Genomic DNA, 23,782 nt, shown 5'->3' with positions numbered 1-23,782 from the left:
GGAAAGTAACGTCTGGCGCTGGGGACGGCAGCGCGTCTCCGCTCAATCGATCGGAATGTGCTTGTCGTGCCCCAGTACCGTCTCAGCACGTCGTGAGCGAAAGATCGGAAAGAACATCTGGTGGTACCAGCGTTCTGGGCCATGGCGCTGGTCGTCCTTGAGTCCGTACGCCGGCGGATACTGCCGGGTGATGCGGGCGGTCCCGAACAGCACATCCCAGAGGAAGAGCAGGTTGCCGTAGTTCCCCATGTAGTGACCGATGCCGTCGTCCTGCGTGAGGGCATGATGCGCAAAGTGTGTGGCCGGCGTGGAGATGGTGCGCTCGAGCACCCACGCTACGGGGCGCAGCGCGTGGTAGCGATACAGCCACTGATCCCAGCGCACGGCCGAATGAGCGCCGATGATCACCGCGAGTTTCACCACACTATAGCCCACGAACACCCAGCCGAAGCCCAGGTACAACAGCGCACCACTGAACCAGAGCCCCGGCATGAGTGCGTAGTAGAACGCATTGTTGCGGTACACGACGCGCACACTCATGTACGCCGCGGAGTGATGGGCGCGGTGCAGCGGCCACATCACCGACGTGTGCGACAGCCGATGCCACCAGTACTGAGTGAGGTCGTCGGCGAGCAGCAGCACCAGCACCATCTGCCACCATGGCCAGTTAGCCCACGCATCGCGCATATCGGGGAAGAGCCACGCGCACAGCATTTTAGAGGTCGCGAAGACCGTGCCCGAGATGACCGGAAAGGTCACCCCTACCGCCACGTCGAGCCGATTGTCTTCGGCCGAGGCAGTGGAGGGGAAGAAATGACCCATGACCAGCTCCGCGCAGGCAAAGAGCGCGAAGATCACGGTGACAGAGAGCAGCTGCGCGTTTTGCAGATCGAGTGACATGTGCGGCTATGGTTTGCGGGTGTGCTGCAGCAACCATGGGACCGCCCGCAGCACGCCGCCGCGAACCATAAGCGTGTGCCCCTCGTTGCCGCGCTCCTCGTAGGTGCCGGTGGGCGTGCCGGCCGCGGCGGCCTTCACGCGCGCGGCAGGAATGATGGGATCGAGCGCGGCGCCGATGAACAGCATCGGCGGCGCACCGGCCGCGGTGACGGCGCTCCCACCGGCGAGACAGGCCACCGCGGCAATCGCCTGCGGGCGTTCCTGCACCAATCGCGCCGCGGCGCCCGCGCCCATGGAGTGCCCCATCAGATACACGCGCGCCGGATCAATGCGGTAATCGCGCCCGAGTACGGCCATCAGCGAATCGAACTGCACGGCGCTGCTCATGAAGGGCGTCGTGGCCGGCGATACGAAGAGCAGGTTGTTCTCGCGCGCCAAACGCGCAGCCACACCCTGCCCGTACGCCATGGCGAACATGTTCTCGTCGCCGCCGGCGCCGTGCAGGGCGATGAGGACGCCCATCGACTTTGACGCTGCTCCCGGGGGCGCAATCACGCGCACCGGAACGGTGGATCCGTTGGTGCCACGATAGCTGCGCCACAGGTCACCTTCACGACGCGCGTACGGATTGCGCCCCTTCTCCAGCGCGGCCACTTCGGCCGTCACTGCGCGCGCCAGCGCCGTCGGCTCGGCGAGAAACTCAGCACTCCGTTCAGCCGATACCGTATCGACGAGCAACATGACCCGCGACCGTGCCGCTGCGAGTGGTTGGACTAGCGATGCGGTGGGTGCCCCCGCACTGTCCAGCCGCGTGAGCCGCGAAAGCAGTTCATCGCGCACGAGGCGAACGGGGCGCCCACCGATCCTCACATCCACCGGAAGAGCGCGGCGCTCATAGCGATACGACGGATCCGCGAGCGTGATGGCCGTATCCATCATCGCCGCCGTCATGGCGAACCGGCCACCAAAGAAACTCAGCGTGGATCGATCGAAGATGCGGTTGAGCGCAGCGCGCGTACTGTCAGACAGACGCCCGGTCGAGTCTGCGGTCGCATACCGCGCATCCATGAGCAGGTAGCGCCACGCCAGATCGGCACGGGTGGTGGGCTGCTGCGCCTGAACGGATGCAGCAACGACGAGCATGCTCATCGTCGCCGCACGCAGGGGCTTGATCCTCGAACGGATATTCACGATACGACGCGCTCCAGGGCTGCGGTGGACACGAACGGGTACGATCTGGCTCATCGCCGATAGCTGATGCGTCCGCGCGAAACGGTCAAGGCAATGTCGCCCCGCAGCAAAGACGCCGGGGTATCGCGGAAGGGATCTACCGTCATCACGGTGAAATCGGCGCGCTTGCCCACCGCGAGCACGCCGGCCTCCCCCTCATCGAAGCCGGCAAACGCACTCCACGTGGTATAGCCGCGCACCGCCTCCTCAGCCGACATGCGCTGCGCAGGGTACCAGCCACCCGGCGGCGCCCCGCTCGTGTCCTGCCGCGTGATGGCGGAGTGCAGTCCGTAGAACGGGCTCCAGTCGGAGCCAGGCAGGTCCGACGAGAACACCAGCGCCGCCCCCGCCTGCCGCAGCGTGCGCCAGGCATACGCGCCCTGAATACGGGTGGGACCGACACGCGTTTCCGCCCATCCCTTGTCCTCGACGGCGTGTGGCGGCTGCACCGAGGCCACCACGCCAAGCGCGGCGAACCGCGCGATGTCGGCCGCCGATACCACCTGCGCATGCTCCACGCGATGGCGCAGCGCGCGCGCCTTCGGCGCCGCCTGCATGACGGAGTCGATGAAATTGAGCGTGGCGCGGTTGCCGGCGTCACCGATGGCATGGATGCCCACCTGGAAACCGGCGCTCATGATGTCGGCTACCAGACGCTGATCGAAGCCGTAGTTGCCGCCGCTGACCCCGCGATGCCCGTGGCGATCAGCATAATCCTCGAGCAGCTGGGCGCCGCGCGAGCCAAGCGCACCGTCGTAGTATGCCTTGACGGCGCGCACGGTGAGCATGCCGTTACCCGACGTGTAGGGCCCGCGCGTGATCCAACGGCGGATCAGTGCCGAGTCGCGCGCACTCAGCATGGCGTACACGCGGAGTGGCAGGGAGTCGCGCTCCGCCAACCGCTCGAAGCTCTCCATCACGTCGGGGGCCACGCCGGCTTCATGCACGCCGGTGTACCCGGCGCGCGCCATCACGTGCAGGGCACGCATCACTTGCGCGTCACGCTGCGCGGGCGAGGGGCGCGGTACAGCGTTGTCCAGTAACGGTACGGCGCGATTGAGTACCAGCCCGGTGGGCTCACCCGTCGCATCCTTGCGGATTTCACCACCGGCGGGGGCCGGCGTGTCGCGGGTGATACCCGCCAGCGCGAGCGCGCGCTCGTTGGCCCACGAGGCAAAGCCGTGCAGACTGCGCAGCACCACGGGATGATCCGGTACACGCTGTGACAGCAGCCGCTTGTCCGGATAGCGGTTCGCCCAGGCGCCCTCATCCCATCCGTATCCAAGGATCCACTCCCCCTTCGGCGTGGTCGCGGCGCGCTCCGCGATGCGCGCCACAGCTTCCGCCTCGGTGGCGATGCCGGTGAGGTTGATCCGCTCGAGCGACTCGCCCAACTCGGCCACGTGCGTATGCGCATCGACCAGCCCAGGGAGTAGCACGTGCCGGGCAAGGTCGATTACCTGCGTGGCACTGTCGCGCAGGGCGAGGGCGCCCGAGTCGGTGCCAACGTACACGATGCGCCCATCGCGGACCGCGACCGCCGTGGCATCATGATGCCAACCGGCTGCGGAGTCGAACGGGGCACCGGCGGCGGGAACCCCGTCGCGCGACGGCTCTGGCCAGGTGAGGGTGTACACCCGCCCGTTGTGCAGCACGAGATCGGCGGCAGGCGCCTTCCCACCGGTCGGCGAGCAAGCGGTCGCGATGAGAGACAGCGCGGCAATCAGCGGCGCGATGGCCAGCGTGCGGGAGACGACGCGGCCGGGCAGGGGAAAGTGCATCATGGGGGAAACGTACGACCTCATCACGACTGATGGGGGATTGATTCGTCCCATGGGCAAATCTGCCTCTGGTGCCCCCCGGTCGCTGTGGTAAGCTTGGGGCGGCCGCGACATTCAGGCGGTCAGACCGTCCCCGCTGCATCAGGCGGCGTACGGAGGGCGCTCTACCCACCCGACTGATCGTGATGCCATCACTCCAGTGACCAGCTTTCCGAAATGACGACCGCTGCTGCAATCGCCGAGATGGCCGAGGCGTACACCGCTGCCTGGTGCAGTCAGGATCCAGCGCGCGTGGCATCCTTCTTTGCCGAGGATGGCGTGCTTACTATCAATGCGGGAAGGCCGTCGGTTGGACGAGAGGCGATCGCGGCGTCTGCGCGAGCGTTCATGACGGCGTTTCCCGACTTGATGGTGCTGCTCGACGCCCTGCACGTGGACGGGAACTCGGCGCGCTACGAGTGGACCCTGATCGGTACCAACACCGGCCCGGCCGGCACCGGTCGCCCCGTTCGCATCCACGGGTACGAGCAATGGACGTTCGACGACGCGGGCGCCATCGGTACATCCCTCGGCTTCTTCGACTCAGATGATTATGCCCGACAACTCGCCTCGCCCAACTGACGCCGGCGATTCCCGTGCGCCGGTTCCGGTTGATCTCGCCGCGCAGCTCCATGCACTGCAGGCGGAGAACGCGGCACTGCGTGGCCAACTCGGCGCCATGCCGCCGGTCGCGCTCGCGTCGCGTCGCTGGCTGGTGCGGGTGCTTCAGCTCATCGTGCTGATCACGGGGGTGGCCATCGCGGCGCGCTACGTGCGCGTGAGCAACGACGATATCGCGCGCGGTGTGCGAGACGGATGGCAGGAACCGGTGCGTCGGTGAGTTGACCGATCGGGCTCAGCGCCCCGCCTTCACCGTGGCTCCGTCGAGGAGCAGCGCATAGCGGTAGCCAGCGCCGAGATCCTGGTTGATGCGCACCGTCCCGGTGACCACCACCGTGTCGCCAACCGCGGCGGTGTTTTGTGAGGTGACGGTGAGATCGATCGTACCCCGCGTGGCGTCGCCGCTGCCGTCCTGCAGGTGAATCCAGTTCTTCCCCATGACACCGGGGTTGTACTTCACCACCACACCGCGAATCGACACGGCCTGGCCGACCAGCTGCTCCTTTCGGGCCCACAGCTCGGCGATCGCGAAGGCATTGGGGCCGGAGGCCTTCGCCAAGGGGCTCACCATGGCATCGATCGGGGCCGGCGCACCGGGTGATGCCGCCATATCAGGGGTACCCGACGGCTGACTGACCGACGGTGCGGCACCGTCCGCCGGCTGACCGGCGCCGGTAACGGGCTGCAGCGAGCCAAAGTAGATACGCGCGAAGGTGCGCTTGAGCGTCTGCGACTGGAACTGCTCCATGAGCATCACGTTGTGCACGGTGATGGGGTCGCCCACGGTGAGCGGCGCTTCGTTGACGGCGGCCCACAGTTCGCCACCGTCCGTGTCGAGGCGAACGTACACGTACGGTCCCACGGGGATGCGTTCCCGCACCGTGCCGGTGATGGTACCGCCGGGGACGATGGCCGCGGCCGCACGGCCGGAAGACCGTTTCGGCGTGTCGGACGACGCGCCGTCGGTGCAGGCGATGACCGACAGCACCAGCATGGCGGGAACTACGAGACGAAGCAGCATGGAGACCAGTGTACGGGCAGGGGCTGTGGCGCTGACGACGAGAAACATAGCGGCCGGCCGAGGCGGTTCCCTCGCCGGGCGCGCGGGGGCTCCCTAGGTTGAGGGCATGACCTCCACACGCCCCCTTGCCGTCGTCACCGGTGCCACCTCCGGCATCGGCAATGTGTACGCACAACGACTCGCTGCCAGCGGACATGACCTGCTGCTCGTGGCGCGCGATACCGATCGTCTGGTGCGTGTCTGTGCCGAGCTGTCGGCTGCACATGGCGTGCAGGCCACGGCCCTGGTGGCCGATCTTTCCACCGATGCCGATATCGCCATGGTGGCGGAGCGGCTGCGCGCCGAATCGCGGCTCGCCACGCTGGTGAGCAACGCCGGCTTCGGCACGCGTGGCACGATCGAGACGGCCGATCCTGACGGACAGGCACGCATGCTGCGGCTACATGTACAGGCCACGCATGAACTCGTGCGCGCGGCGCTGCACGGGATGTTGGAGCGGCAGCATGGTACGATCATCGTGGTGGCGAGTGTGGCCAGCTGGTCACCCACGGCCGGGAACGTGAATTACAACGCCACCAAGGTCTACCAGCGCATGTACTGCGAGGCGCTCGCGTACGAGCTGACAGATACCGGTGTGCATGTGCAGGCCTGTTGCCCCGGCTTCACGTACACCGAGTTTCACGACCGTCTGGGTGGCGGGCGCAAGGGAATCCCCACCTGGGCGTGGCTCCCGGCCGAGCGCGTGGTAGACGAGAGTCTCGCACAGGCCGCAGCACGTGGCCCCTCGGTGTGCGTGCCGGGGAAGCGGTTCAAGCTGATTGTGTTCCTGCTCAAGTACGCCCCGTGGGTACTTGGCGGTCTGCGGCAACGGTATCGGCGCGATCGGTTGAACCCCAACGCACCGGCCACCTGATGCCAGGAGGCGATGCCGCACTTCTCCGGGCCACTGCGACCCTACCGTGTCCAATCCGGCGGCCGCTGCGTACCGTCTACGAACCGCCCGTCACACCTGCTTGTTCTTCCATGTCCCGCGCCGGAAGAAGAAGGCACTGACCAGCGCGAGGGCCGTGTAGGCCATAACCACGGCGGTGAATACGCCGCGATACCCGAGCGTGGTATGCTGTGACAGGTACCACGCCACCGGCAGTTGGAAGAGCCAGAACACGACGAAATTCATCCAGCTCGGCGTGCGCGTGTCTCCCGCGCCGTTGAATGACTGCTCGAGTACCATCCCGAGTGCGTAGAGCGGAAAGCCGAGCGACATCGTGCGCAGCCCGTTGGTGCCCACGAGGCGCACCTCCGGCGCCTCAGTGAACCAGCTCACGATGATGGGTGCGAAGACCCAGAACAGCGCACCGGTGAGCCCGAGCACGAGCATGTTGATGCGCGCTGCCACCCACACCGCACGTTCGGCACGTTCGGTATTCTGCGCGCCAAGAGCCTGTCCCACCATGGTGGCGGCAGCCGCGCCCACCCCGTAGGCCGGCATGAGCGCGAAGAGCAGCACGCGGATGGCGATCGTGTAGCCCGCCACCGCTATCCCGCCGAAACTCGATATGAGTCGCACCAGCACGACCCAGCTCATGGAGCTGAGCGCCACCTGCACGGTGCCCCACCCGGAGAGCGTCGCGATGTGTAGCATGGTGCGGGGTTCCACCATCACATGATGCTTGTGCACATGGAGGTTCCCCCCGCCGGTGCTGAGGTGCCACAACGCCCACACGAACCCGGTGGCACGTCCCACTACGGTGGCCCACGCCGCGCCTTCGAGTCCAAGCGCAGGAACGAACCCCACGCCAAAGATCAGCAGCGGTGCGAGCACGATGTTGATGGCGTTGCCCAGCACCAGCACGCGCATGGCGACGGCCGCATCACCAGCCCCGCGAAATGCGGCGTTGATGAGGAAGAGCAGAAACACTGCACTGTTGCATGCGAGCGAGATCCTTGCGAACCCGGTCCCGATGGACTGCACGCTGGCGTCGGCACCCATGAGCGCGAGCAGCTCACCCGCGAATGTCGCACCGATCACACCCAGCAGGGCCGAGAGCAGGAGACCGAGGAGCAACCCCTGCACCGTGGCGCGCGCGGCGCCATCGGGATCCTTCTCGCCGATGCGGCGGGAGACCGTCGCGGTGACGCCGATGCTGAGCCCCATAGCCACGGTATAGATCACCACCATCAGCGACTCGGTGAGTCCGATCGTCGCTACCGCGGCCGGTCCGAGGCGACCCACGTACCAGGCGTCGACGACGGCAAAGATGCTCTCCATCGACATCTCGAGCACCATCGGCACGGCAAGCAGGAAGATGGCGCGTCCGATCGGTCCCTGCGTGTAGTCGTGCTCTGCGCCGCGAATGGCGTCACGAACGTCACGCCACACGGAGGGCTGGGTGCTCGGCTGTACCGGTGCGTTGGGGGAGCTATCCATCGCGCTGCGCCCCACTAGGGGCGCTTGGCGACGAGCTCGATTTCCACCCGCGCCCCAAGCGGCAGCGCCGCGACGGCCACCGTGGTGCGCGCGGGATACGGCTCCGAGAAGCGCGTCCCGTATGCCGTGTTCATGTGGGGAAAGTCGGCCATGTCGATCAGGTACACGTTGCACTTGATCACATCGTCCATGGTGAGACCGGCCGACTCGACAACCGCCTGCAGGTTGTCAAAGCAGCGCTGGGTCTGCGCCTCGACGTTGCCGTCGATCAGGGTCCCCACAGCGGGGTCGATGGGCGTTTGCCCCGAGCAGTAGAGCAGGTCACCGGCCCAGATAGCCTGAGAATAGGGACCGATGGCCTTGGGGGCGTGAGCGCTGTGGGTGGACGTGCGGGCCATATGGCGGTCGGGGAAAGTGTGGCAGGAACGGGAGGCGCACAGAGAGCTGAAGAGATGGCCCGGCAAATCTGTCCTCTCGGACGAAAGTTGGCATGGTTGCGAACGATCCGTACGGCACCGACGGATCAGCGGCCTCGGAACCAGCGCGCGGCGAACACACCGCCAATGAATCCCCCCACGTGCGCTTGCCAACTGACGCCGGCTGTGCCGGGGGCCATGCCGAGCATGAGCCCGCCCCACGTGGCGGCAGTGGCAATGCTCAGCACGATGCTCCAGAAGCTGCGCGTGTACACGCCCGCCAGCAGCAGGAAGCCCAGATACCCGAACACCACACCGCTGGCGCCGATGTGGACCGAGCCCGGGGCACCAAGCGTCCACGCCACGAGGCCCGCGCCAAGCATCGAGAACAGCGTGACGGGAAAAAAGAGCCGTGCATCGCGCAGCATCACCATCCATCCCAGTGCTACGAATGGAATGGTGTTGGCCACGAGGTGGTTCAGGTTTCCGTGCAGGAAGGGCGCGAAGAGCATGCCGCGCAGGCCCGTGGTGTTTCTGGGCACGATGCCGAATTGAAACAGGGCCCCGCCAAGCATGCTGTTGACCACAAACGTCATCCAGAACAGGCCAAGCGTGGTGCCCAAGGTGGTCACCTGCGTGCGCAGTGACTGGGTGACCAGTTTGGCGGAGCGGCTTGCGCGCTTGGTGACGGACACCTGAGGCATGGCCGAATACTGTCACGTGGCAGGTTGTCGCGCGACGGGTATCTTCGCGGCATGGCCAACCATGTTGCCTCGCCCACCGCCGCGCCCTCCGTGCCGGCTACCGTGCCGGCTACCGTGCACGACGCGCTCTTCACGCGCATCGCGTGGCGACTCCTCCCCTTGCTGTTCACCTGCTACATCGTGGCCTATCTGGACCGGGTGAACGTGGGGTTCGCGAAGCTACAGATGGTCACGGAGTTGCGCTGGTCCGACGCGATCTACGGATTTGGTGCCGGCATCTTCTTTGTGGGGTACTTCCTCTTCGAGGTCCCGAGCAACCTGCTGCTGGAGCGGGTGGGAGCACGGCGCTGGATCGCGCGCATCATGGTCACCTGGGCGATCGTTTCGGGGGCGTTCGCCTTCGTCGATGTCATTCCGTGGGGGCCGCTTCCGGCGCTGTTCCGCGTGGAGCCGTCGGTGTTCGGCTTCTATGCGCTGCGACTGCTGCTTGGCATGGCCGAGGCCGGCTTCTTTCCCGGCATCGTGCTCTATCTCACGTACTGGTTCCCCGCGGCACGGCGGGCGCGCGCGTTCGCCCTGTTCATGACGGCGGTGGCCGTGGCCAATGTGCTGGGTGGCCCGCTCTCGGGGTGGATCATGGACACCTTCGACGGCACGAGCGGCTGGAGCGGTTGGCGCTGGCTCTTCGTGTTGGAGAGTCTCCCGAGTCTCATGATGGGCGTCGTGGTATTGCTGCTGCTCCCCGATGGTCCGGCCGACGCGTCCTGGCTGACTGCCGAGCAACGCCGGATTGTGGCAGGAGCGTTGGCCGCCGATCAAAGCGACGATGCGACGCGAACCACCTCGAGCGAAAAGGCACGCGGGGCGCCGGCCACCACGCGCGAGGCACTACTGAGCGGGAGTGTGTGGGCGCTGGCCTTCGTGTACTTCACGATGGCCCTGGCGCTCTATGGCGTGAACTTCTGGATGCCCACCATCATCCAGGAGTTGGGCATTCCGCGCACCGACTACTTGCGGGTGGGATTGCTTGCGACGATTCCCTGGGGCGTGGCTGGCGTGAGCATGCTGCTCTGGGGCCGACACTCCGACCGCACTGGTGAACGTCGGTGGCATGTGGTGGGTGCGCTCCTCGCCACCGCCTGCGGACTCGCGCTGCTGGCGGTGACCGGCACGCGGGTCGTCCCAAGCCTGCTGGCGCTGTCGCTCGTAGCCGCCGGCGTGCTCTCGAGCATGAGCACCTTCTGGGCGATCCCCACCGCGTACCTGCGTGGCACCGCGGCGGCGGCCGGCATTGCCTGGATCAACAGCATCGGCAATCTCGGCGGCCACTTCGGGCCCGACCTCATTGGCCGAGTGCGCACTGCCACCGGCAGCTCGGCGGCGGCGTTCCTCACGCTCGCCGCCCTCGCGGTGGCGGGAGCCGCGGTGCTTGCACTCAGATCACGTTCTTCTCAAGCAGGGGACGCCCCTCCGCCAGGCGCGACACCCGGAGCGGCGTGAGGTCGAGTGTGAGATACTCGCCGGTGGCGATCAACTCGGCGAGTCCACGCCCCACGACTGGCGCCTGCTGCAGCCCGTGCCCGGAGAAACCGCAGGCGGTGTAGGCGTTGGCATAGCCGCCGAGCGCTCCGACCAGCCCGTTGTGATCGAAGGTGTTCATTTCGTAGTAGCCCGCCCAGCTGGACGTCACGCGCAGTGTATCGAAGGCGGGCACGCGCGCCGCGAGTGCTGGCCAGATGATCTCGTCGAAGAGGCCGTGGTCGACCTGATCGAGCGGTGCATCATTCACGTCGTCGCCGCGCGGCGGCGCGCCGCAGAGAAACTGCCCGGGCTGTGCTTCCGGTCGGAACCACACGCCGCTCGGATCGATCACGAGCGGCGCCTGGCCGAGGGCCAGGTGGGCCGGGTCGGCCGGGTCGAAGGTGGTCTCGATGGCGAACACATCGCGCTTGCGGGCGTATACCGGCAGCGTCAGGCCGAGCATGTTGGCGACGCCTGCTGACCACGCCCCCGCCGCGATCACGAAGGCCTCACCGGCGATGCGCTGCCCGCTGGCCGTGTGCACGGCCTGTACGCGCGACGTGTGGTCGTTCGCCGAGGATTCGAAACCCACCGCTTCTTCCTCGAGGAACTGCACACCGATCGCCGTGGCGGCCCGGCGGAAGGCCTGCATGGCGGCATACCCGTCGAACCACCCCTCACCGCTGGTCGCGGTGGACAGGCCCAGCGATCCCAGCACGAGTCCATCGGTGCTGATCCACGGGAAGCGTGACGAGAGCGCGTTGGGGGTGAGGAGGGCCGTATGCACGGCGTGCTCCGCCTGCAGCGTATGCTGCTCGCGTAGCGTGGCGGCACCGGCGGCTGTGGCGGCGAGATAGAGATAGCCCGGCTCCACCAGCCCGATGGTGGGGCGCTCGTCACCCACGGCCAGCTCGGTCCCGATGTTGCGGTAGAAGGCGAGGCTGTCCTGCGAGACGCGGATATTGATCGCCGTTGAGAACTGCTGCCGGATGGCGCAGGCGGAGAGTGCACTCGACGCGCGCATGTACGAGGCATCACGTTCGAGGACGGTGACACGCACGCCATGTTCGCGCGTGAGGAACCAGGCGGTCGCGGCGCCCATCACGCCGCCGCCCACGATCACCACGTGGAGGGGACGCTGCCATTCACGAGTGTCCCAGGTCTGCTGGCTGCGCATGCGAGTCCGTCCTGCAGGATGTACGAAGGAGTGGTAGCTTCCGGCGCGAATTCAACGCGGACGGAAACGTGCTTCCTCAACTCACGGCTGAACAGGTGCACGCGGCCCTGCCGTGGCCGGTGCTGGCTGCGGCGCTCGAGGCGGCGTTCATGGCGCCGCCGGTGGCCCCGGTGCGCACCGCGCATGCCCTGTCGCCTTCCGACACGCTGCTCTTCATGCCGGCCTGGAACGACCGGGCGATCGGCCTGAAGCTCGTGACGGTGATTCCGTCGGCGCCACGGCATGGTGGGCACACGGTGGACGCGTCGTACCTCCTGCTGGATCGATTCACGGGGGCGCCGCGCGCGCTCATGGACGGGGAGGCGCTCACCGTGCGCCGCACCGCTGCCGCCTCCGCGTTGGCGGCGCGCGCTTTGGCGGTCCCCCAGCCCCAGTCGCTGCTGGTGGTGGGCACGGGACGACTCGCGCCGTGGATGCTGCGCGCCTACCGGGCGCTCCTGCCGTCGCTCACCCGCCTGCAGCTGTGGGGGCGGGATGCCGCGACCACGGCACGGCTAGCGCAGTCGCTGCTGGACGAGGGGGTGCCGGTCAGTCCGGCACCATCCCTTCCTGACGCGGTGGCGTCGTCGCAGATCGTCTGCTGCGTGACCACCGCCACCGCCCCGGTGGTGCACGGCGACTGGGTGCGCGCCGGTACGCATCTCGACCTCGTGGGGGGATTCACCCCCGGGATGCGGGAGGTTGATGATGCCGCGGTGGCGCGCGCACGCATCGTCGTGGACAGTCTCGACAGCGCGTTGCGGGAGGCCGGCGATCTCGTACAGCCGCTCGAGCGGGGCGTGATCACGCGGGCGAGCCTTGTGGGTGATCTGGGGATGGTGCTGCGGGGCGAGGTGATCGCTCGTCGCAGCGACCGCGACATTACCCTGTTCAAGTCGGTGGGGCACGCGCTCGAGGATCTCGCGGCCGCGACCGTGGTGTTCGATCAGTCCATACCAGCGGCACCATAGGAGGGGCGCGGATGTTTCGGCTTGGCATGATGAGACGAGTGCTCCTGGGCGCGCGGCCGGTCCTGACGGCGGCATGCACCGTGCTGGTGTCATGCGGCGTGCGAGGCGGTGCCGGCAGCATGCCGGGAACGGGCACGGAAACGGGCACGGGCGCGGTGGCGGACACGCTCGACCTGCTCATCACCGGTGGGCTGGTGTACGACGGGCGTACGGCGGCCCCGGCCTCCCTGGACATCGGGGTACGTGGCGACCGCATCGTCTTTATGGATACCGTACACGCGGGTCAGGGCGCCCCCCTGCGCACACGCGTACGCGCGCGCGTACGCGCACGCCTCCACGTGGATGCCACCGGCATGATCGTGGCGCCCGGGTTCATCGATCCGCACACGCACGCGTACGAGGGGCTGCCGAGGCTCGGCGTTGAACGGCGGCGCAATCTCTCGTCCCTGATGCAGGGGGTCACCACGGTCGTCCTGGGGGCCGACGGGCGCGGGCCGCTCGACGTGCGTGACGTGCTTACGGCGTCGGAGGCTGCCGGCCTCGGCACCAACACCTACGCGCTGACCGGCTTCGGCACCGTACGCGCTCGCGTGATGGGCAATTCGTCGGCACCGGCCACCGAGGCCCAGATCGCTACCATGCGCACGCTGATCGCGAACGCCATGGCAGAGGGAGCCTACGGGGTGGGATCGGGGCTGTTCTACGTGCCGCAGAGCTATGCCACGACCGACGAGGTGTTGCGTGTCGTGTCCGCCGCCAAACCATTCGGCGGGGTGTACGATACGCACCAACGCGACGAGAGCAGCTACAGCATCGGCCTGTTCGCCTCGACTCGTGAGGCCATCCGCATTGGCTGCGAGAGCGGCCTCACCACCAATATCGGACACATCAAAACCCTCGGTGTGGACCTCTGGGGGAAGGCCGACAGCGTGTTGGCGATCATGCGCGAGGCTCGGGCCACGGGGTGCGTGGTGGTGGCCGACCAGTACCCGTGGACCGCGAGCGGCACCGGCCTGAGCGCTGCGCTGCTGCCCCGATGGGCACAGGCCGGCGGTCGTGATTCCTTGCGTCTGCGGGCGGCCGATCCCGGAACCCGCGCACGGATCCTGGGAGACATGCGCGAGAACCTCCGTCGACGCGGCGGGGACAGCACGCTGCTGCTGATCGACGGGGGGCCTGAGGCGGCGCCCTACATCGGGAAGACGCTGGCCCACGTGGCCATGGGCGCGGGCCAGCCGGCCGTGGAGACGGCCCTCGACCTGGTGCTTCGCGGCCTCGATATGGGGGTCGCCTCCTTCAACATGACCGAGGCCGACATCGAGACGTTCATGCGTGATCCCTACGTGATGACCAGCAGCGATGGGTCCGATGGGCATCCGCGGCTCTTTGCCACGTACCCGCGCAAGATCCGTCGCTACGTGCTCGACAAGCCGGTGCTGTCGATGTCGCGCATGATCGCCTCGGCCACCTCGCAGGTGGCCGACAGCTATGGCCTCGCCGATCGCGGTACGCTGCGGGTGGGGGCCTTCGCCGATGTGATCGTGTTCGATCCGCGCGCTCTGCGGGAGGAGGCCTCGTACACGAATCCGCGCGCTCTGGCGAGCGGCATGGCGTGGGTGTTCGTCAATGGCGTCGCGGCGGTGCATCGTGGCGTCCCCACCAATGCCCTGGCCGGCCGGGCGCTGCGCAAGCACTGACCATCCTTTCCCAAATACGCAAACCCAGGCGATTCGGGGGGCAACACGGTTGACTGGACGTGCGTATACCCTCTGTTTGCGCTCGTACCTTTTCCCCGCCTGGAGGCCTGATGGTTACTCGACTTGCCGCGGCATTCGCATTCGCGGCACTGCTGCTTGGTATGTCCACGCCCGCGCCTGTACTGGCGCAAAGTGGCACTGCCGGCCGCGTGAGCGGTGTCGTGACGGATTCTGCAACCGGCCAGCCGCTGCAAGCCGTGCAACTGTTCCTGGCCCGAGGCACGACCCGCCTCGAGGCCCGTACGTCTGCCGAAGGCCGCTACCTGTTCCCTAACGTCCCGGCCGGCAGCTACGGCCTAGAGGCGATCCGCCTCGGGTATCGCCGGGTGGTGCGTGCCAACATCACGGTCGCGGCGGGGCAGACGCTCACGTATGACCTCAAGTTGATGGCGGCTGCGCTCAACCTGCAGGCGGTCGTCACCACTGGTGTGGTGGATCCGGCGAGCGGTACGCGCGTGCCGTTCACGGTGGGTCGCGTGGCCGCGGAAGATGCGCCTGTGCCGGCGACCAACGCCCTCGAGACCATCCAGGGAAAGATTGCCGGGGTGAGCGTGATTCCGACGGGGCAGGCCGGTGGCGGGACGAACATCCAGCTGCGCACGCCCACGTCGATCAGCAAGGGCAACTCGCCGCTCGTGGTGGTGGACGGGGTGATTCAGTCGCAGTCCTTCGACGCGGCCAGCGCCGATCTGCAGTCCATGGACATCGAAAGCGTGGAAGTGGTGAAGGGCGCGGCGGCGGCGTCGCTGTACGGGGCCCGGGCATCGGCCGGCGTCATCCAGATCCGCACCCGGCGCGGCACGAACGTGGCCGAAGGGACCACCAAGTTCACCGTCCGCTCCGAGTACGGGTCGAATTCACTGGCCCGCACGGTGGATTGGTCACAGCAGCACTTCTTCCTGGCCGATTCGACCGGCGCCTACGTCAATGCCGCCGGCCAGCGGGTGGCCCGTGAGCAGCGCGTGCCGCGTCCGGCCTTCGAGCGCTTCCAGGATCGCCCCTATGCGCCGGGCACGGCCTTCAATCAGGTCAATCGGTTCTTCGATCCGGGCAACTTCGCCCGCAACTCGCTCAACATTGCGCAAAATGGCGGCAAGACGAACTGGTTTTTCTCGTTCGTCAATCAGCGCGAAGACGGCGTGGTGCTCAATAGCGGACGCTACGACCAGAACGACTTCCGCCTCAACCTCGATCATCGTCCGCGCAGCGATCTGAGCGTCAGCTTCAGTGCGTACCACAGCCGGTCGACGCGTCTGAACCTGTATGACGACGTCTTCTTCGACCTGATCAATCAGGCCCCGGACGTGGACCTTCGGAAGCCGGATGCCGACGGGACACCCTACATCTTCCAGCCGGACTTCGAGGGGCGTGAGGAGAATCCGCTGTACGTGCTCTCGACGGAAAAGCGGAATCGCAATCGGGCCCGTAGCCAGGGGAGCATGGAGGCGCGCTACACGCCGCGGTCGTGGCTGACGGTCGACGCCAACCTGTCGTACGACCGATCCGATCGTTCGACGGACTTCTTCCTCGATCAGGGTCTCAAGACGGAAGGCTACGGCAATGGTGGGCCCGGCGAAATTTCTCGCTTCAACGGCGTCACCAATGCGCTGAACGCGTCGTTGTCGGCCAACCTGCTCAAGAAGGTGGGCGACATCACCCTGCGCAGCTCGATCCGTGGTCTCCTCGAGCGCGAAACCAACGATCTCGTGAACGCCAGCGGCCAGATCTTTGCGACGCCGGGTGTGAACAGCCTCAACAACGCCACGGTCCGCTTCGTCTCGAGCACCAGTGAGACGATCAAGACCAATTCCTACTTCGTGAGCGGCGCGGCGGATTGGCGCGGGAAGCTCATTGTCGACGGGCTGGCGCGTATGGACGGCAGCTCCCTGTTCGGCCCTGAGGAGCAGGAGAACTGGTACTATCGTGGCTCGGCCGCGTATCGTCTGTCCGAAGAATCGTGGTTCCCGTTCAAGTCCTTCTTCAACGAGTTCAAACTCCGCGCCTCGCAGGGCACGGCGGGTGGACGCCCGGACTTCAACGATCAGTTCGAGACGTTCAACTTCGTTGAGGGTGGTGGCCTCGTGAAGGCGAACCTCGGCAACAAGTTCCTCCGTCCCGAATACTCGAAGGAAACCGAATTCGGTATCGACGCGATCATCAAGAACCGCTACTCGATTCAGCTGTCCCGCGCCCGTCAGACGACCACCGATCAGCTCATCCTGATTCCGCTGGCTGGCTACTTCGGCTACGCCAACCAGTGGCAGAATGCGGGTACCGTGACCGGCAACACGTGGGAAGGGACGTTCGAGGCGCAGGTCATCCGCCGCCCGACCTTCACGTGGCGCACCGGCTTCGTCGCGGATCGCTCCCGCAACCGCATCACTGAGTTCAACCGGCCGTGCTTTGTCACGGGGACCATCGGCTTCCGCTGCGCCGGTGAAACACTGGGCAACATGTACGGCTTCCGCTTCATGCGTGATGCCAAACAACTGCCGGCGAATGTCGGTGCGCGGGCCAGCGAATTCCAGGTCAACGACGATGGCCTGCTCGTGTGGACCGGTGCGGGCAACACGTTCACCGACGGGCAGACCAAGCAGCTCTGGGGCACGAGCACGACGATCGGCACGGGCGTGTACCGCTGGGGCCAGCCCATCACGGCCGTCGACTCGCTCGGCAACGCCGCGGTGGCGCGCATCGGTGACGGCAACCCCGATTTCCGTATGGGGTGGTCCAACACGATCGGCTGGCGCGGTGTGCAGCTGTTCATGCTGTGGGACGCGCAGGTCGGTGGCGACGTGTACAACCAGACGCGTCAGCGCATGTACCAGTACGCCCGCCACACCGATGTGGATCAGGCCGGAAAGCCGCAGGAGCTGAAGAAGACCACGGATTACTACGTGGCGCTCTATGCGGCGGCCAGTCCGACGGACTGGTTCGTCGAGGATGCCAGCTTCATCAAGCTGCGTGAACTGTCGCTCAAGTATCGCCTCCCGCGCAGCTTCAACGTGGCGCTGGCGCGCCTCGGCGCTGAGCAGGCGAGCCTCTCGCTCATCGGCCGCAACCTGCTGACCTTCACTCGCTTCTCCGGCTACGATCCGGAGGTCGGATCGGTGCTGAATCGCATCGACAGCTTCGACTATCCGCGCTACCGCACGCTGACGGGCAGCGTCGAGATCATTTTCTGACCGGCGAGCCACTCCATATGAACTACCTCAAGAAGATTGCGCTGCCGGTCGGTCTGGCCCTTGTGGCCGCCTCGTGCCAAGACCTGGACGTGGTGAACCCGAACCGGCCCGACGCGGTCCGCGCCACGGCGCAGCCGCTCACGACCGAAACCTTCGTCGCGACCTCGTTCCGTACGTGGTGGCCCGTGGCGGGCCACGACGACTATCCCTCCTGGGCGCTCTCGACGATGGCCCGCGAGATCACGTCGGGGTTTGCCGACTTCGGCCAGTTGGAGCTCAGCGCCGAGCCACGTCAGGGGTGGAACAACAGCCCGGTCAACGTGCGGCGTTTCGTCAACGAGACCCCGTGGTATCAGTTGTACCGCACCGTGTCGTCGGTCAACGACGTGGTCGGCGCGATCAATCGTGGACTCGTGATTCAGGATCCCGTGCGAACGGCCCGCGCCAAGGCGATGGGCAAGTTCATGCAGGGCGTGTCGTACGGCTATCTCGGCTTTTACTTCGACAAAGCCGCCCTCATCGACGAGTTCACGAAGCTCGACACGGTCAAGACGCCGCAGTTCACCGATTACCGGACGGTCTCCACGTATGCCGTCCGCCAGCTCGATTCGGCGATCGCCGTCGCGCAGACGCAGGCCGGGATCACCTTCCCGGCTGATGCCTGGTTCTTCCAGAGCATGACGCGTGACCAGTTTGTCCGTCTGGCCAACTCGTTCGCTGCGCGGGTCATGGTCTACTCGGCGCGCACGCGGGCCGAGCGGGCGGCGGTGAACTGGGGCGAGGTGATCCGTCGCATCGACGCTGGCATCCAGACCGATTTTGCCCCCGGGGCGCAGCCGGACATCCTGTTCGACGACTGGAAGCGTCTGGTGGCGCGTCTTCGCACGACTGGCCGCCCCTCCGACTTCGGGCGTCCGAGCTATTGGTTGATCGGTCCGGCCGATTCGACGAACGGCTGGGTGAACTGGGTCGCGGCCGCCAACGACAGCCGTCAGCCGTTCCAGATGCGGACGCGGGATCGGCGCATTCAGGGAACGACGGGTCCGGCGTCGGTCGGGAAGTACGTTGGGTACAATCTCAACAACATCTTCGCGGCCGATCGCGGCACCTTCCGCTGGTCGCACTACTTCTACCGCCGTAATGGTGTCGATCTGACGTGGCAGACCGGTCCGCAGCTCGCGATGAGCGTGGCGGAGATGGACCTGCTCAAGGCCGAAGCGCTTATTCGTCTTGGGCGTGCAGCCGAGGCGGTGCCCCTCATCAACAAGTCGCGCGTTGCCAACGGCGAGCTGCCGCCGGTGACGGTCGACGGTCCGCCCAACGAGGCCGGATGCGTGCCGCGCAAGGAGGGCGGCGCGTGCGGCAGCCTGTGGGACGCCCTGCGCTACGAGAAGGGGATCGAGGGGCTCGGCATGAGCGGCGTCATCGCATTCTTTGACGCGCGTGGCTGGCAGACGCTTCCCGAGAACACGCCGGTCCACTTCCCCATTCCGGGACGTGAGCTGGCGACCCTCCAGCTGCCGAACTACACCTTTGGTGGTCCCGGTGCTCCGGGAAGCGCACCGGCGCGTGATCCGGAGCGCTGCCCCGTGGCTGGGCTCGCCCGCTGCCCCTGACAATGCCCAGTCCCGCGGTTAGCATGTAACGCAGACCGATCTTGTTCAGGCACGCCGAAGGCCGCGAACGCAAGTTCGCGGCCTTCGTGCATCCCCCGGTCCCGATTCTACCTTCCCTCGGTCGTGTCGCGAACGATGCAGGCCGACGTTCCCCTCCCTCTCTCCCCTCCCGTGATCGCATTCCTTCCTCGTCGGTTCGACGCGTGGCGATCGGTCGTGCGTCGTGCCGTGCCGGCATGTGCGCTGCTGATCGGCACCGCGGCCACCACTCAGGCGCAGAGCACCGGCGCCATTGCCGGCCGCGTTGTCGATGCCGACAACGGTCAGCCCATCGCCGCCGCCCAGGTCACCATCAGCGGTACGCAGTTTGGCCGCGCCACCGGCGATGATGGTCGCTTTTCGCTCTCCAGTATTCCTGCCGGTTCCCGGACCGTCATTGTTCGCCGCATTGGATATCAGCAGCAGTCGCGAACGGTCACGGTGGGGACCAATGCCACCGTGACGGTGGACTTCGCACTGGCCAAGAGCAGCGTCTCGCTCGCCGGCCTGGTTGTCACGGCCACCGGTGAAGAGCGCAAGAAGGAAGTCGGCAACGCGGTGACGACGGTCAGCAGCAAGGACTTCGAAAAGGCCGGCGTCGGCAACACGCAGCAGATCCTGCAGGGGCGTTCGACCGGTGTCACCGTGCTGCAGAACGGTGGAACGCCGGGCGCTGGTGGCACGATTCGCCTGCGCGGCGTGAACTCCATCACGCAGGGCAATCGTCCGCTGATCTACGTGGATGGCATTCGTATCTTCAATGGCAACTCCCCTACGGGCGTGTCCTCGCGTCAGTCGGTCTCACCACTGAATGACATCCCGGCCTCGGACATCGAGCGCATCGAAGTGGTGAAGGGGCCGGCGGCTACCACGCTGTACGGCACGGAAGCCTCCGGTGGTGTGATCCAGATCTTCACCAAGCGCGGTCGCGATGGCGCTGCGTCCTGGACGCTTGATGCGTCGGGCGGCATCAATAGCATGGGTGACTTTGGGCCGGCGTCGGACCCCACCGGCATGTTCCTCAAGCAGTGTCGCGGCCCCAACATGGTGGATGCGGCCGGCGTGCCCTTTGAAGATGCCACCTGCCCCGAAAGCGGCTCGTGGTTGAAGAACGGTTACCTGGGCCGCTACTCCCTCGGTGTGCGCGGCGCCAGCGGTGGTATCAACTACGCCATCTCGGGCAATCTCGAAAATGAAGAAGGCGTCCTGCGCGTGGGCAACAACCGCACGGGGGGCCTGCGTACGAATCTCGGGTTCGCGCCAACCAAGACCGTCACGCTGGCGCTCAACAGCAGCTGGCAGCGCCGCAACACGGCGATGATCTCCGACGGCAATAGCGCCGATGCGATTCTACTTAACATCTCGCGTGGGCCCGGGTCGAACTTTCGTGGCGGCGGCTGCAGCACCCCCACGGTGACCTGCGTGGTGAACGACACGATGTTCTCCAAGGCGAACACCATTGGCGGTGATCATTTCATCGTCGGCGGAACCGCCACGTGGACGCCCTTCGAGAACCTGACTAATCGTCTCGCCGTTGGTATTGACTACAACAACACGGATCAGCGCACGATCAACCCGTTCGGGTATCCGCGCACGCCGACCGGTCAGTATTTCCAGACGTTGTGGAATCGTCAGCTCATCACCGTGGACTACGCGACCACGTGGAAGCAGACCTACTCGAAGAACTTTGTCGGGACCACGTCGTTCGGCGCTCAGCTGTTCGATAGCCGTCTCAACTCGACGGAGTTGCGCGGTGACAACTTTGCCGGACCGGGCATCCCCACGCTTGTGTCGGCGTCGCTGCGGCAAATCACCGATGTCAATCAGCAGCGTGTGATCAACGCCGGTTTGTTTGCTCAGCAGATGATCGGCTGGCGCGATCGGTTGTTCATCACGGCCGGCGCGCGCGTGGACGGCAATAGCGCCTTCGGTCAAAGCTTCGGGTTGCAGACCTATCCCAAGGTCAGCGGCTCGTGGGTGCTCTCCGAAGAGTCGTTCTGGCCCACGTCGCTCATCGAAACGTTCAAGTTGCGCGGTGCGATCGGTGAGTCGGGTAAGGCCCCGGGCGCCTTCGACGCGACCCGTACTTGGAACCCGATTGCGGCTGAAGGCGGGCTGTCGGCGTTCACGCCGGGACAGCTCGGCAATCCGAACCTCGGCCCCGAGCGCACCCGCGAAACAGAAGTGGGTTTCGACGCCGGTCTGCTCAACGGTCGTTTCGGACTCGTCTTCACCTACTTCAACGCGCGGACCAACGACGCCATCATCAACGTCGCCTATCCGCCGTCCAACGGCTTCAGCGCCAATCAGCCGGAGAACGTCGGGTCCATCAAGAACACCGGCTTTGAAGTGCAGGCCACGACCAACCTCGACCTGACGAGCTGGGCCAAGCTGGAAGCGCGTGTGCAGTTCACCAAGATGCAGGGTGAAGCGGTGGACCTCGGCGGTCGCATTCTGACCATCGACGCCTTGTCGCGCAGCTACGTGCAGGAAGGGCTGCCCTTGCCCGCGTACGTCGGTCGCAAGGTGCAGAACCCGGACGCCTTCGAGACACCGGTCGTCGTGGATGGCGAGTTCCTGGGGCAGACGTTTGCCGACAAGATCATCAACCCGTCGTTGACGCTGTCGCTGTTCAACAACCTGTCCTTCGAAGTGGTTGGCGAGTTCCAGCGCGGTGGCCATCTGCTCAATGCGAACGGCTTCCAGAACGCGGGGCTCGGCATTTGGCAACCGTGCTTCGCCGCGCAGAAGGCACTGCGCGCCGCTGCCGCCGGCGACGCCTCCGCACTCGCGTCGGTGAATGCGCGCGATCGTATGCGCTGCTCGATCACCGCAGCGGAGCGTGACTACAGTTACTGGGTAGAAAGCGCCGACTTCTTCAAGGTGCGCAACATCTCCGTCGCCTACGACGTGCCGAAGCGCTTCACGCCGGGCGCGCGCAGCATGACGGTCTCCTTCGCCGGTCGCAACCTGTTCCGCAGCACGAACTACACCGGCACCGATCCGGAAGTCGCCGACCAGGCCACCAGCACGTTCTCGCGTCGCGACTACTACAACTTCCCGCCCTACCGCACGTTCCTCTTCAGCGTGAGGACGAACTTCTGATGCCGACACTCCTCACGAAAACCCGACGCGCCATCAGCGCGGCCGTGGGTGCCAGTCTTGTGCTGGGGGCCTGCGACTTTACGGTCACCAATCCGGGACCGCTGCTCGACGACGATCTGAACAACGCCTCGGCCATGCCCGCGCTGGTGAACGGCATGGGTGGCGATCTCTCCAACGCCATTGGCAATTATCTCACTCGTGGTTCGCTGGCCGCGTTCGAAGTTCAGCATTCGGGGAACTTTGCCGCCGAACGTCAGTTTGCCACGGGCGTCATCCGCCCCGAAGACGTGAACGGCGATTGGGCCCGTATGCACACCGCCGCTGGGTGGCGGAGAACGGATTGGTGCGCATGCGGACGGTGCTGGGTACAGGGTTCGAAACCAACCCGCTCACCATTCGCGCCTATCTCTACGCCGGCTTTGCCAACCGTTTCCTTGGCGAAAACGTGTGTGAGACCACCATCGATGGTGGTCCGAAGCTGCCCAGCTCGGAGCACTTTGTCCGCGCGGAGAGCCTGTTCACGCGGGCCATCACCCTCGCGCGCGCGCAGAACAACACGGCGCTCCTCAACGCTGGGCTGTCGGGACGAGCCCAGGTGCTGGCGTGGCAGAACAAGTGGGATGCCGCGGTGGCTGATGCCGCACTGGTTCCCGCCACGTTCCGCCACAACGCGGTGTTTTCGACGAACACCGCGCGGGAGAATCTCGATCTCGCCAACCAGACGATCAATCGCCGCGAAGTCACGGTGTTCAACACCGTGTGGGTGGCAGATCGTGATCCGCGCGTGCCGTACGACACGGTGCGTACGGCAACCGGCGGTTTCCAGACGGGTCAGGACGGTGCCACACGGTTCTTCCGTCAGCGGAAGTACATCGCGCTTGGGGACCCGGTGGCGCTGGCGCGCGGCACCGAAATGCTGCTCATCCGGGCCGAGGCCGCGTTGCGCGCGAACGACGTGACGAACGCCATGTTGTTGATCAATCAGGCGCGTGCGGTGTCCACATTGCCGGCGTTGACCGCCACCACGGTGGATGCCGGGTGGACCATCCTCATGCGAGAGCGTGGGGCGGTACTGTGGCTCGAAGGGCGTCGGCTGTGGGACCTCCGTCGCTGGCTGGCGACGGGCCGCAATACGGCGCTGCAGGGACGCAGCACCTGCGTGCCCATCAGCCTCGAAGAGATCGGCGCCAACACGAATCTCAAGTAATCGAGACGTCGGAATGAACAAGCGG

General features: G+C 66.1%; 18 protein-coding genes. 10 read left to right on the top strand and 8 right to left on the bottom strand.

Translation table 11 applies throughout. From position 1 onward, the window contains the following. Positions 1-42: 42 nt before the first annotated feature. From ACIQ51_RS08210 to ACIQ51_RS08200, 3 genes are read right to left on the bottom strand one after another with little or no spacing between them, the layout of a single operon-like run. The gene (locus ACIQ51_RS08210; RefSeq protein ID WP_396204551.1) at positions 43-900 is read right to left on the bottom strand and encodes a sterol desaturase family protein; all 858 of its coding nucleotides are present in this window, start codon (positions 898-900) and stop codon (positions 43-45) included. A gap of 6 nt (positions 901-906) precedes the next feature. Next, complete coding sequence (locus ACIQ51_RS08205) at positions 907-2,091, bottom strand: hypothetical protein (protein ID WP_396204550.1); 1,185 nt, start codon at positions 2,089-2,091, stop codon at positions 907-909. Between the two features lie 50 nt (positions 2,092-2,141). Beyond that, on the bottom strand, positions 2,142-3,914 hold the full coding sequence (locus ACIQ51_RS08200; RefSeq protein ID WP_396204549.1) for an amidohydrolase: 1,773 nt from the start codon (positions 3,912-3,914) through the stop codon (positions 2,142-2,144). 213 nt (positions 3,915-4,127) lie between these two features. Between ACIQ51_RS08200 and ACIQ51_RS08195 the strand changes: the two genes are divergently transcribed. Beyond that, complete coding sequence (locus ACIQ51_RS08195; RefSeq protein WP_396204548.1) at positions 4,128-4,532, top strand: ester cyclase; 405 nt, start codon at positions 4,128-4,130, stop codon at positions 4,530-4,532. Next, positions 4,498-4,791 carry a hypothetical protein gene (locus ACIQ51_RS08190; protein WP_396204547.1) on the top strand — a complete coding sequence of 98 codons (294 nt, stop codon included), beginning with the start codon at positions 4,498-4,500 and terminating at the stop codon, positions 4,789-4,791. Before ACIQ51_RS08195 ends, ACIQ51_RS08190 begins: the two co-directional genes overlap by 35 nt. 15 nt (positions 4,792-4,806) lie before the next feature. Here the strand turns inward: ACIQ51_RS08190 and ACIQ51_RS08185 are convergent, their stop codons facing one another. Continuing rightward, entirely contained in the window at positions 4,807-5,592 is a 786-nt protein-coding gene (locus tag ACIQ51_RS08185; RefSeq protein WP_396204546.1) for a hypothetical protein, read from the bottom strand. Positions 5,593-5,698: 106 nt separating this feature from the next. Between ACIQ51_RS08185 and ACIQ51_RS08180 the strand changes: the two genes are divergently transcribed. Next, complete coding sequence (locus ACIQ51_RS08180; RefSeq protein ID WP_396204545.1) at positions 5,699-6,505, top strand: SDR family NAD(P)-dependent oxidoreductase; 807 nt, start codon at positions 5,699-5,701, stop codon at positions 6,503-6,505. A gap of 90 nt (positions 6,506-6,595) precedes the next feature. Here the strand turns inward: ACIQ51_RS08180 and ACIQ51_RS08175 are convergent, their stop codons facing one another. From ACIQ51_RS08175 to ACIQ51_RS08165, 3 genes are all read right to left on the bottom strand, one after another. Further along, positions 6,596-8,020, bottom strand: a complete 1,425-nt coding sequence (locus tag ACIQ51_RS08175) for an MATE family efflux transporter (protein ID WP_396204544.1) — start codon at positions 8,018-8,020, stop codon at positions 6,596-6,598. Between the two features lie 14 nt (positions 8,021-8,034). Beyond that, a complete protein-coding gene (locus tag ACIQ51_RS08170; protein WP_396204543.1) occupies positions 8,035-8,418 on the bottom strand; it encodes a RidA family protein in 384 nt (127 codons plus the stop codon). A 125-nt stretch (positions 8,419-8,543) separates the two neighbouring features. After that, on the bottom strand, positions 8,544-9,140 hold the full coding sequence (locus ACIQ51_RS08165) for a rhomboid family intramembrane serine protease (RefSeq protein ID WP_396204542.1): 597 nt from the start codon (positions 9,138-9,140) through the stop codon (positions 8,544-8,546). A 51-nt stretch (positions 9,141-9,191) separates the two neighbouring features. Here ACIQ51_RS08165 and ACIQ51_RS08160 point away from each other — a divergent pair, with 51 nt between their 5' ends. Beyond that, on the top strand, positions 9,192-10,640 hold the full coding sequence (locus ACIQ51_RS08160; protein ID WP_396204541.1) for an MFS transporter: 1,449 nt from the start codon (positions 9,192-9,194) through the stop codon (positions 10,638-10,640). Here ACIQ51_RS08160 and ACIQ51_RS08155 read toward each other — a convergent pair. Then, on the bottom strand, positions 10,576-11,838 hold the full coding sequence (locus ACIQ51_RS08155; protein WP_396204540.1) for an NAD(P)/FAD-dependent oxidoreductase: 1,263 nt from the start codon (positions 11,836-11,838) through the stop codon (positions 10,576-10,578). The genes ACIQ51_RS08160 and ACIQ51_RS08155 overlap by 65 nt on opposite strands. Positions 11,839-11,906: 68 nt before the next feature. Here ACIQ51_RS08155 and ACIQ51_RS08150 point away from each other — a divergent pair, with 68 nt between their 5' ends. From ACIQ51_RS08150 to ACIQ51_RS08125, 6 genes are all read left to right on the top strand, one after another. Further along, a complete protein-coding gene (locus ACIQ51_RS08150; RefSeq protein WP_396204539.1) occupies positions 11,907-12,848 on the top strand; it encodes an ornithine cyclodeaminase family protein in 942 nt (313 codons plus the stop codon). 26 nt (positions 12,849-12,874) lie between these two features. Next, positions 12,875-14,545: an amidohydrolase family protein gene (locus ACIQ51_RS08145; protein ID WP_396204538.1), complete on the top strand. Its 1,671-nt coding sequence runs from the start codon at positions 12,875-12,877 to the stop codon at positions 14,543-14,545. Between the two features lie 110 nt (positions 14,546-14,655). Beyond that, positions 14,656-17,790: a SusC/RagA family TonB-linked outer membrane protein gene (locus ACIQ51_RS08140; RefSeq protein WP_396204537.1), complete on the top strand. Its 3,135-nt coding sequence runs from the start codon at positions 14,656-14,658 to the stop codon at positions 17,788-17,790. 17 nt (positions 17,791-17,807) lie between these two features. Continuing rightward, entirely contained in the window at positions 17,808-19,406 is a 1,599-nt protein-coding gene (locus ACIQ51_RS08135) for a hypothetical protein (RefSeq protein WP_396204536.1), read from the top strand. Between the two features lie 171 nt (positions 19,407-19,577). Further along, on the top strand, positions 19,578-22,550 hold the full coding sequence (locus tag ACIQ51_RS08130; protein ID WP_396204535.1) for a TonB-dependent receptor domain-containing protein: 2,973 nt from the start codon (positions 19,578-19,580) through the stop codon (positions 22,548-22,550). 349 nt (positions 22,551-22,899) lie between these two features. Further along, positions 22,900-23,757, top strand: a complete 858-nt coding sequence (locus ACIQ51_RS08125; protein ID WP_396204534.1) for a RagB/SusD family nutrient uptake outer membrane protein — start codon at positions 22,900-22,902, stop codon at positions 23,755-23,757. Positions 23,758-23,782 lie beyond the last annotated feature (25 nt).

It is taken from the genome of Gemmatimonas sp., from assembly GCF_044344655.1.
In the GTDB taxonomy this organism is placed as follows: Bacteria; Gemmatimonadota; Gemmatimonadetes; order Gemmatimonadales; family Gemmatimonadaceae; genus Gemmatimonas.
Note: the sequence above shows the minus strand (reverse complement) of the source record. Positions and strands in the feature narration are given on the sequence as shown.

Coding starts and splice junctions, on each gene's coding strand:
- ACIQ51_RS08210 (WP_396204551.1), bottom strand. CDS start 900: ATGTCACTCGATCTGCAAAACGCGCAGCTGCTCTCTGTCACCGTGATC.
- ACIQ51_RS08200 (WP_396204549.1), bottom strand. CDS start 3,914: ATGATGCACTTTCCCCTGCCCGGCCGCGTCGTCTCCCGCACGCTGGCC.
- ACIQ51_RS08195 (WP_396204548.1), top strand. CDS start 4,128: ATGACGACCGCTGCTGCAATCGCCGAGATGGCCGAGGCGTACACCGCT.
- ACIQ51_RS08190 (WP_396204547.1), top strand. CDS start 4,498: ATGATTATGCCCGACAACTCGCCTCGCCCAACTGACGCCGGCGATTCC.
- ACIQ51_RS08185 (WP_396204546.1), bottom strand. CDS start 5,592: ATGCTGCTTCGTCTCGTAGTTCCCGCCATGCTGGTGCTGTCGGTCATC.
- ACIQ51_RS08180 (WP_396204545.1), top strand. CDS start 5,699: ATGACCTCCACACGCCCCCTTGCCGTCGTCACCGGTGCCACCTCCGGC.
- ACIQ51_RS08175 (WP_396204544.1), bottom strand. CDS start 8,020: ATGGATAGCTCCCCCAACGCACCGGTACAGCCGAGCACCCAGCCCTCC.
- ACIQ51_RS08170 (WP_396204543.1), bottom strand. CDS start 8,418: ATGGCCCGCACGTCCACCCACAGCGCTCACGCCCCCAAGGCCATCGGT.
- ACIQ51_RS08165 (WP_396204542.1), bottom strand. CDS start 9,140: ATGCCTCAGGTGTCCGTCACCAAGCGCGCAAGCCGCTCCGCCAAACTG.
- ACIQ51_RS08160 (WP_396204541.1), top strand. CDS start 9,192: ATGGCCAACCATGTTGCCTCGCCCACCGCCGCGCCCTCCGTGCCGGCT.
- ACIQ51_RS08155 (WP_396204540.1), bottom strand. CDS start 11,838: ATGCGCAGCCAGCAGACCTGGGACACTCGTGAATGGCAGCGTCCCCTC.
- ACIQ51_RS08145 (WP_396204538.1), top strand. CDS start 12,875: ATGATGAGACGAGTGCTCCTGGGCGCGCGGCCGGTCCTGACGGCGGCA.
- ACIQ51_RS08140 (WP_396204537.1), top strand. CDS start 14,656: ATGGTTACTCGACTTGCCGCGGCATTCGCATTCGCGGCACTGCTGCTT.
- ACIQ51_RS08135 (WP_396204536.1), top strand. CDS start 17,808: ATGAACTACCTCAAGAAGATTGCGCTGCCGGTCGGTCTGGCCCTTGTG.
- ACIQ51_RS08125 (WP_396204534.1), top strand. CDS start 22,900: ATGCGGACGGTGCTGGGTACAGGGTTCGAAACCAACCCGCTCACCATT.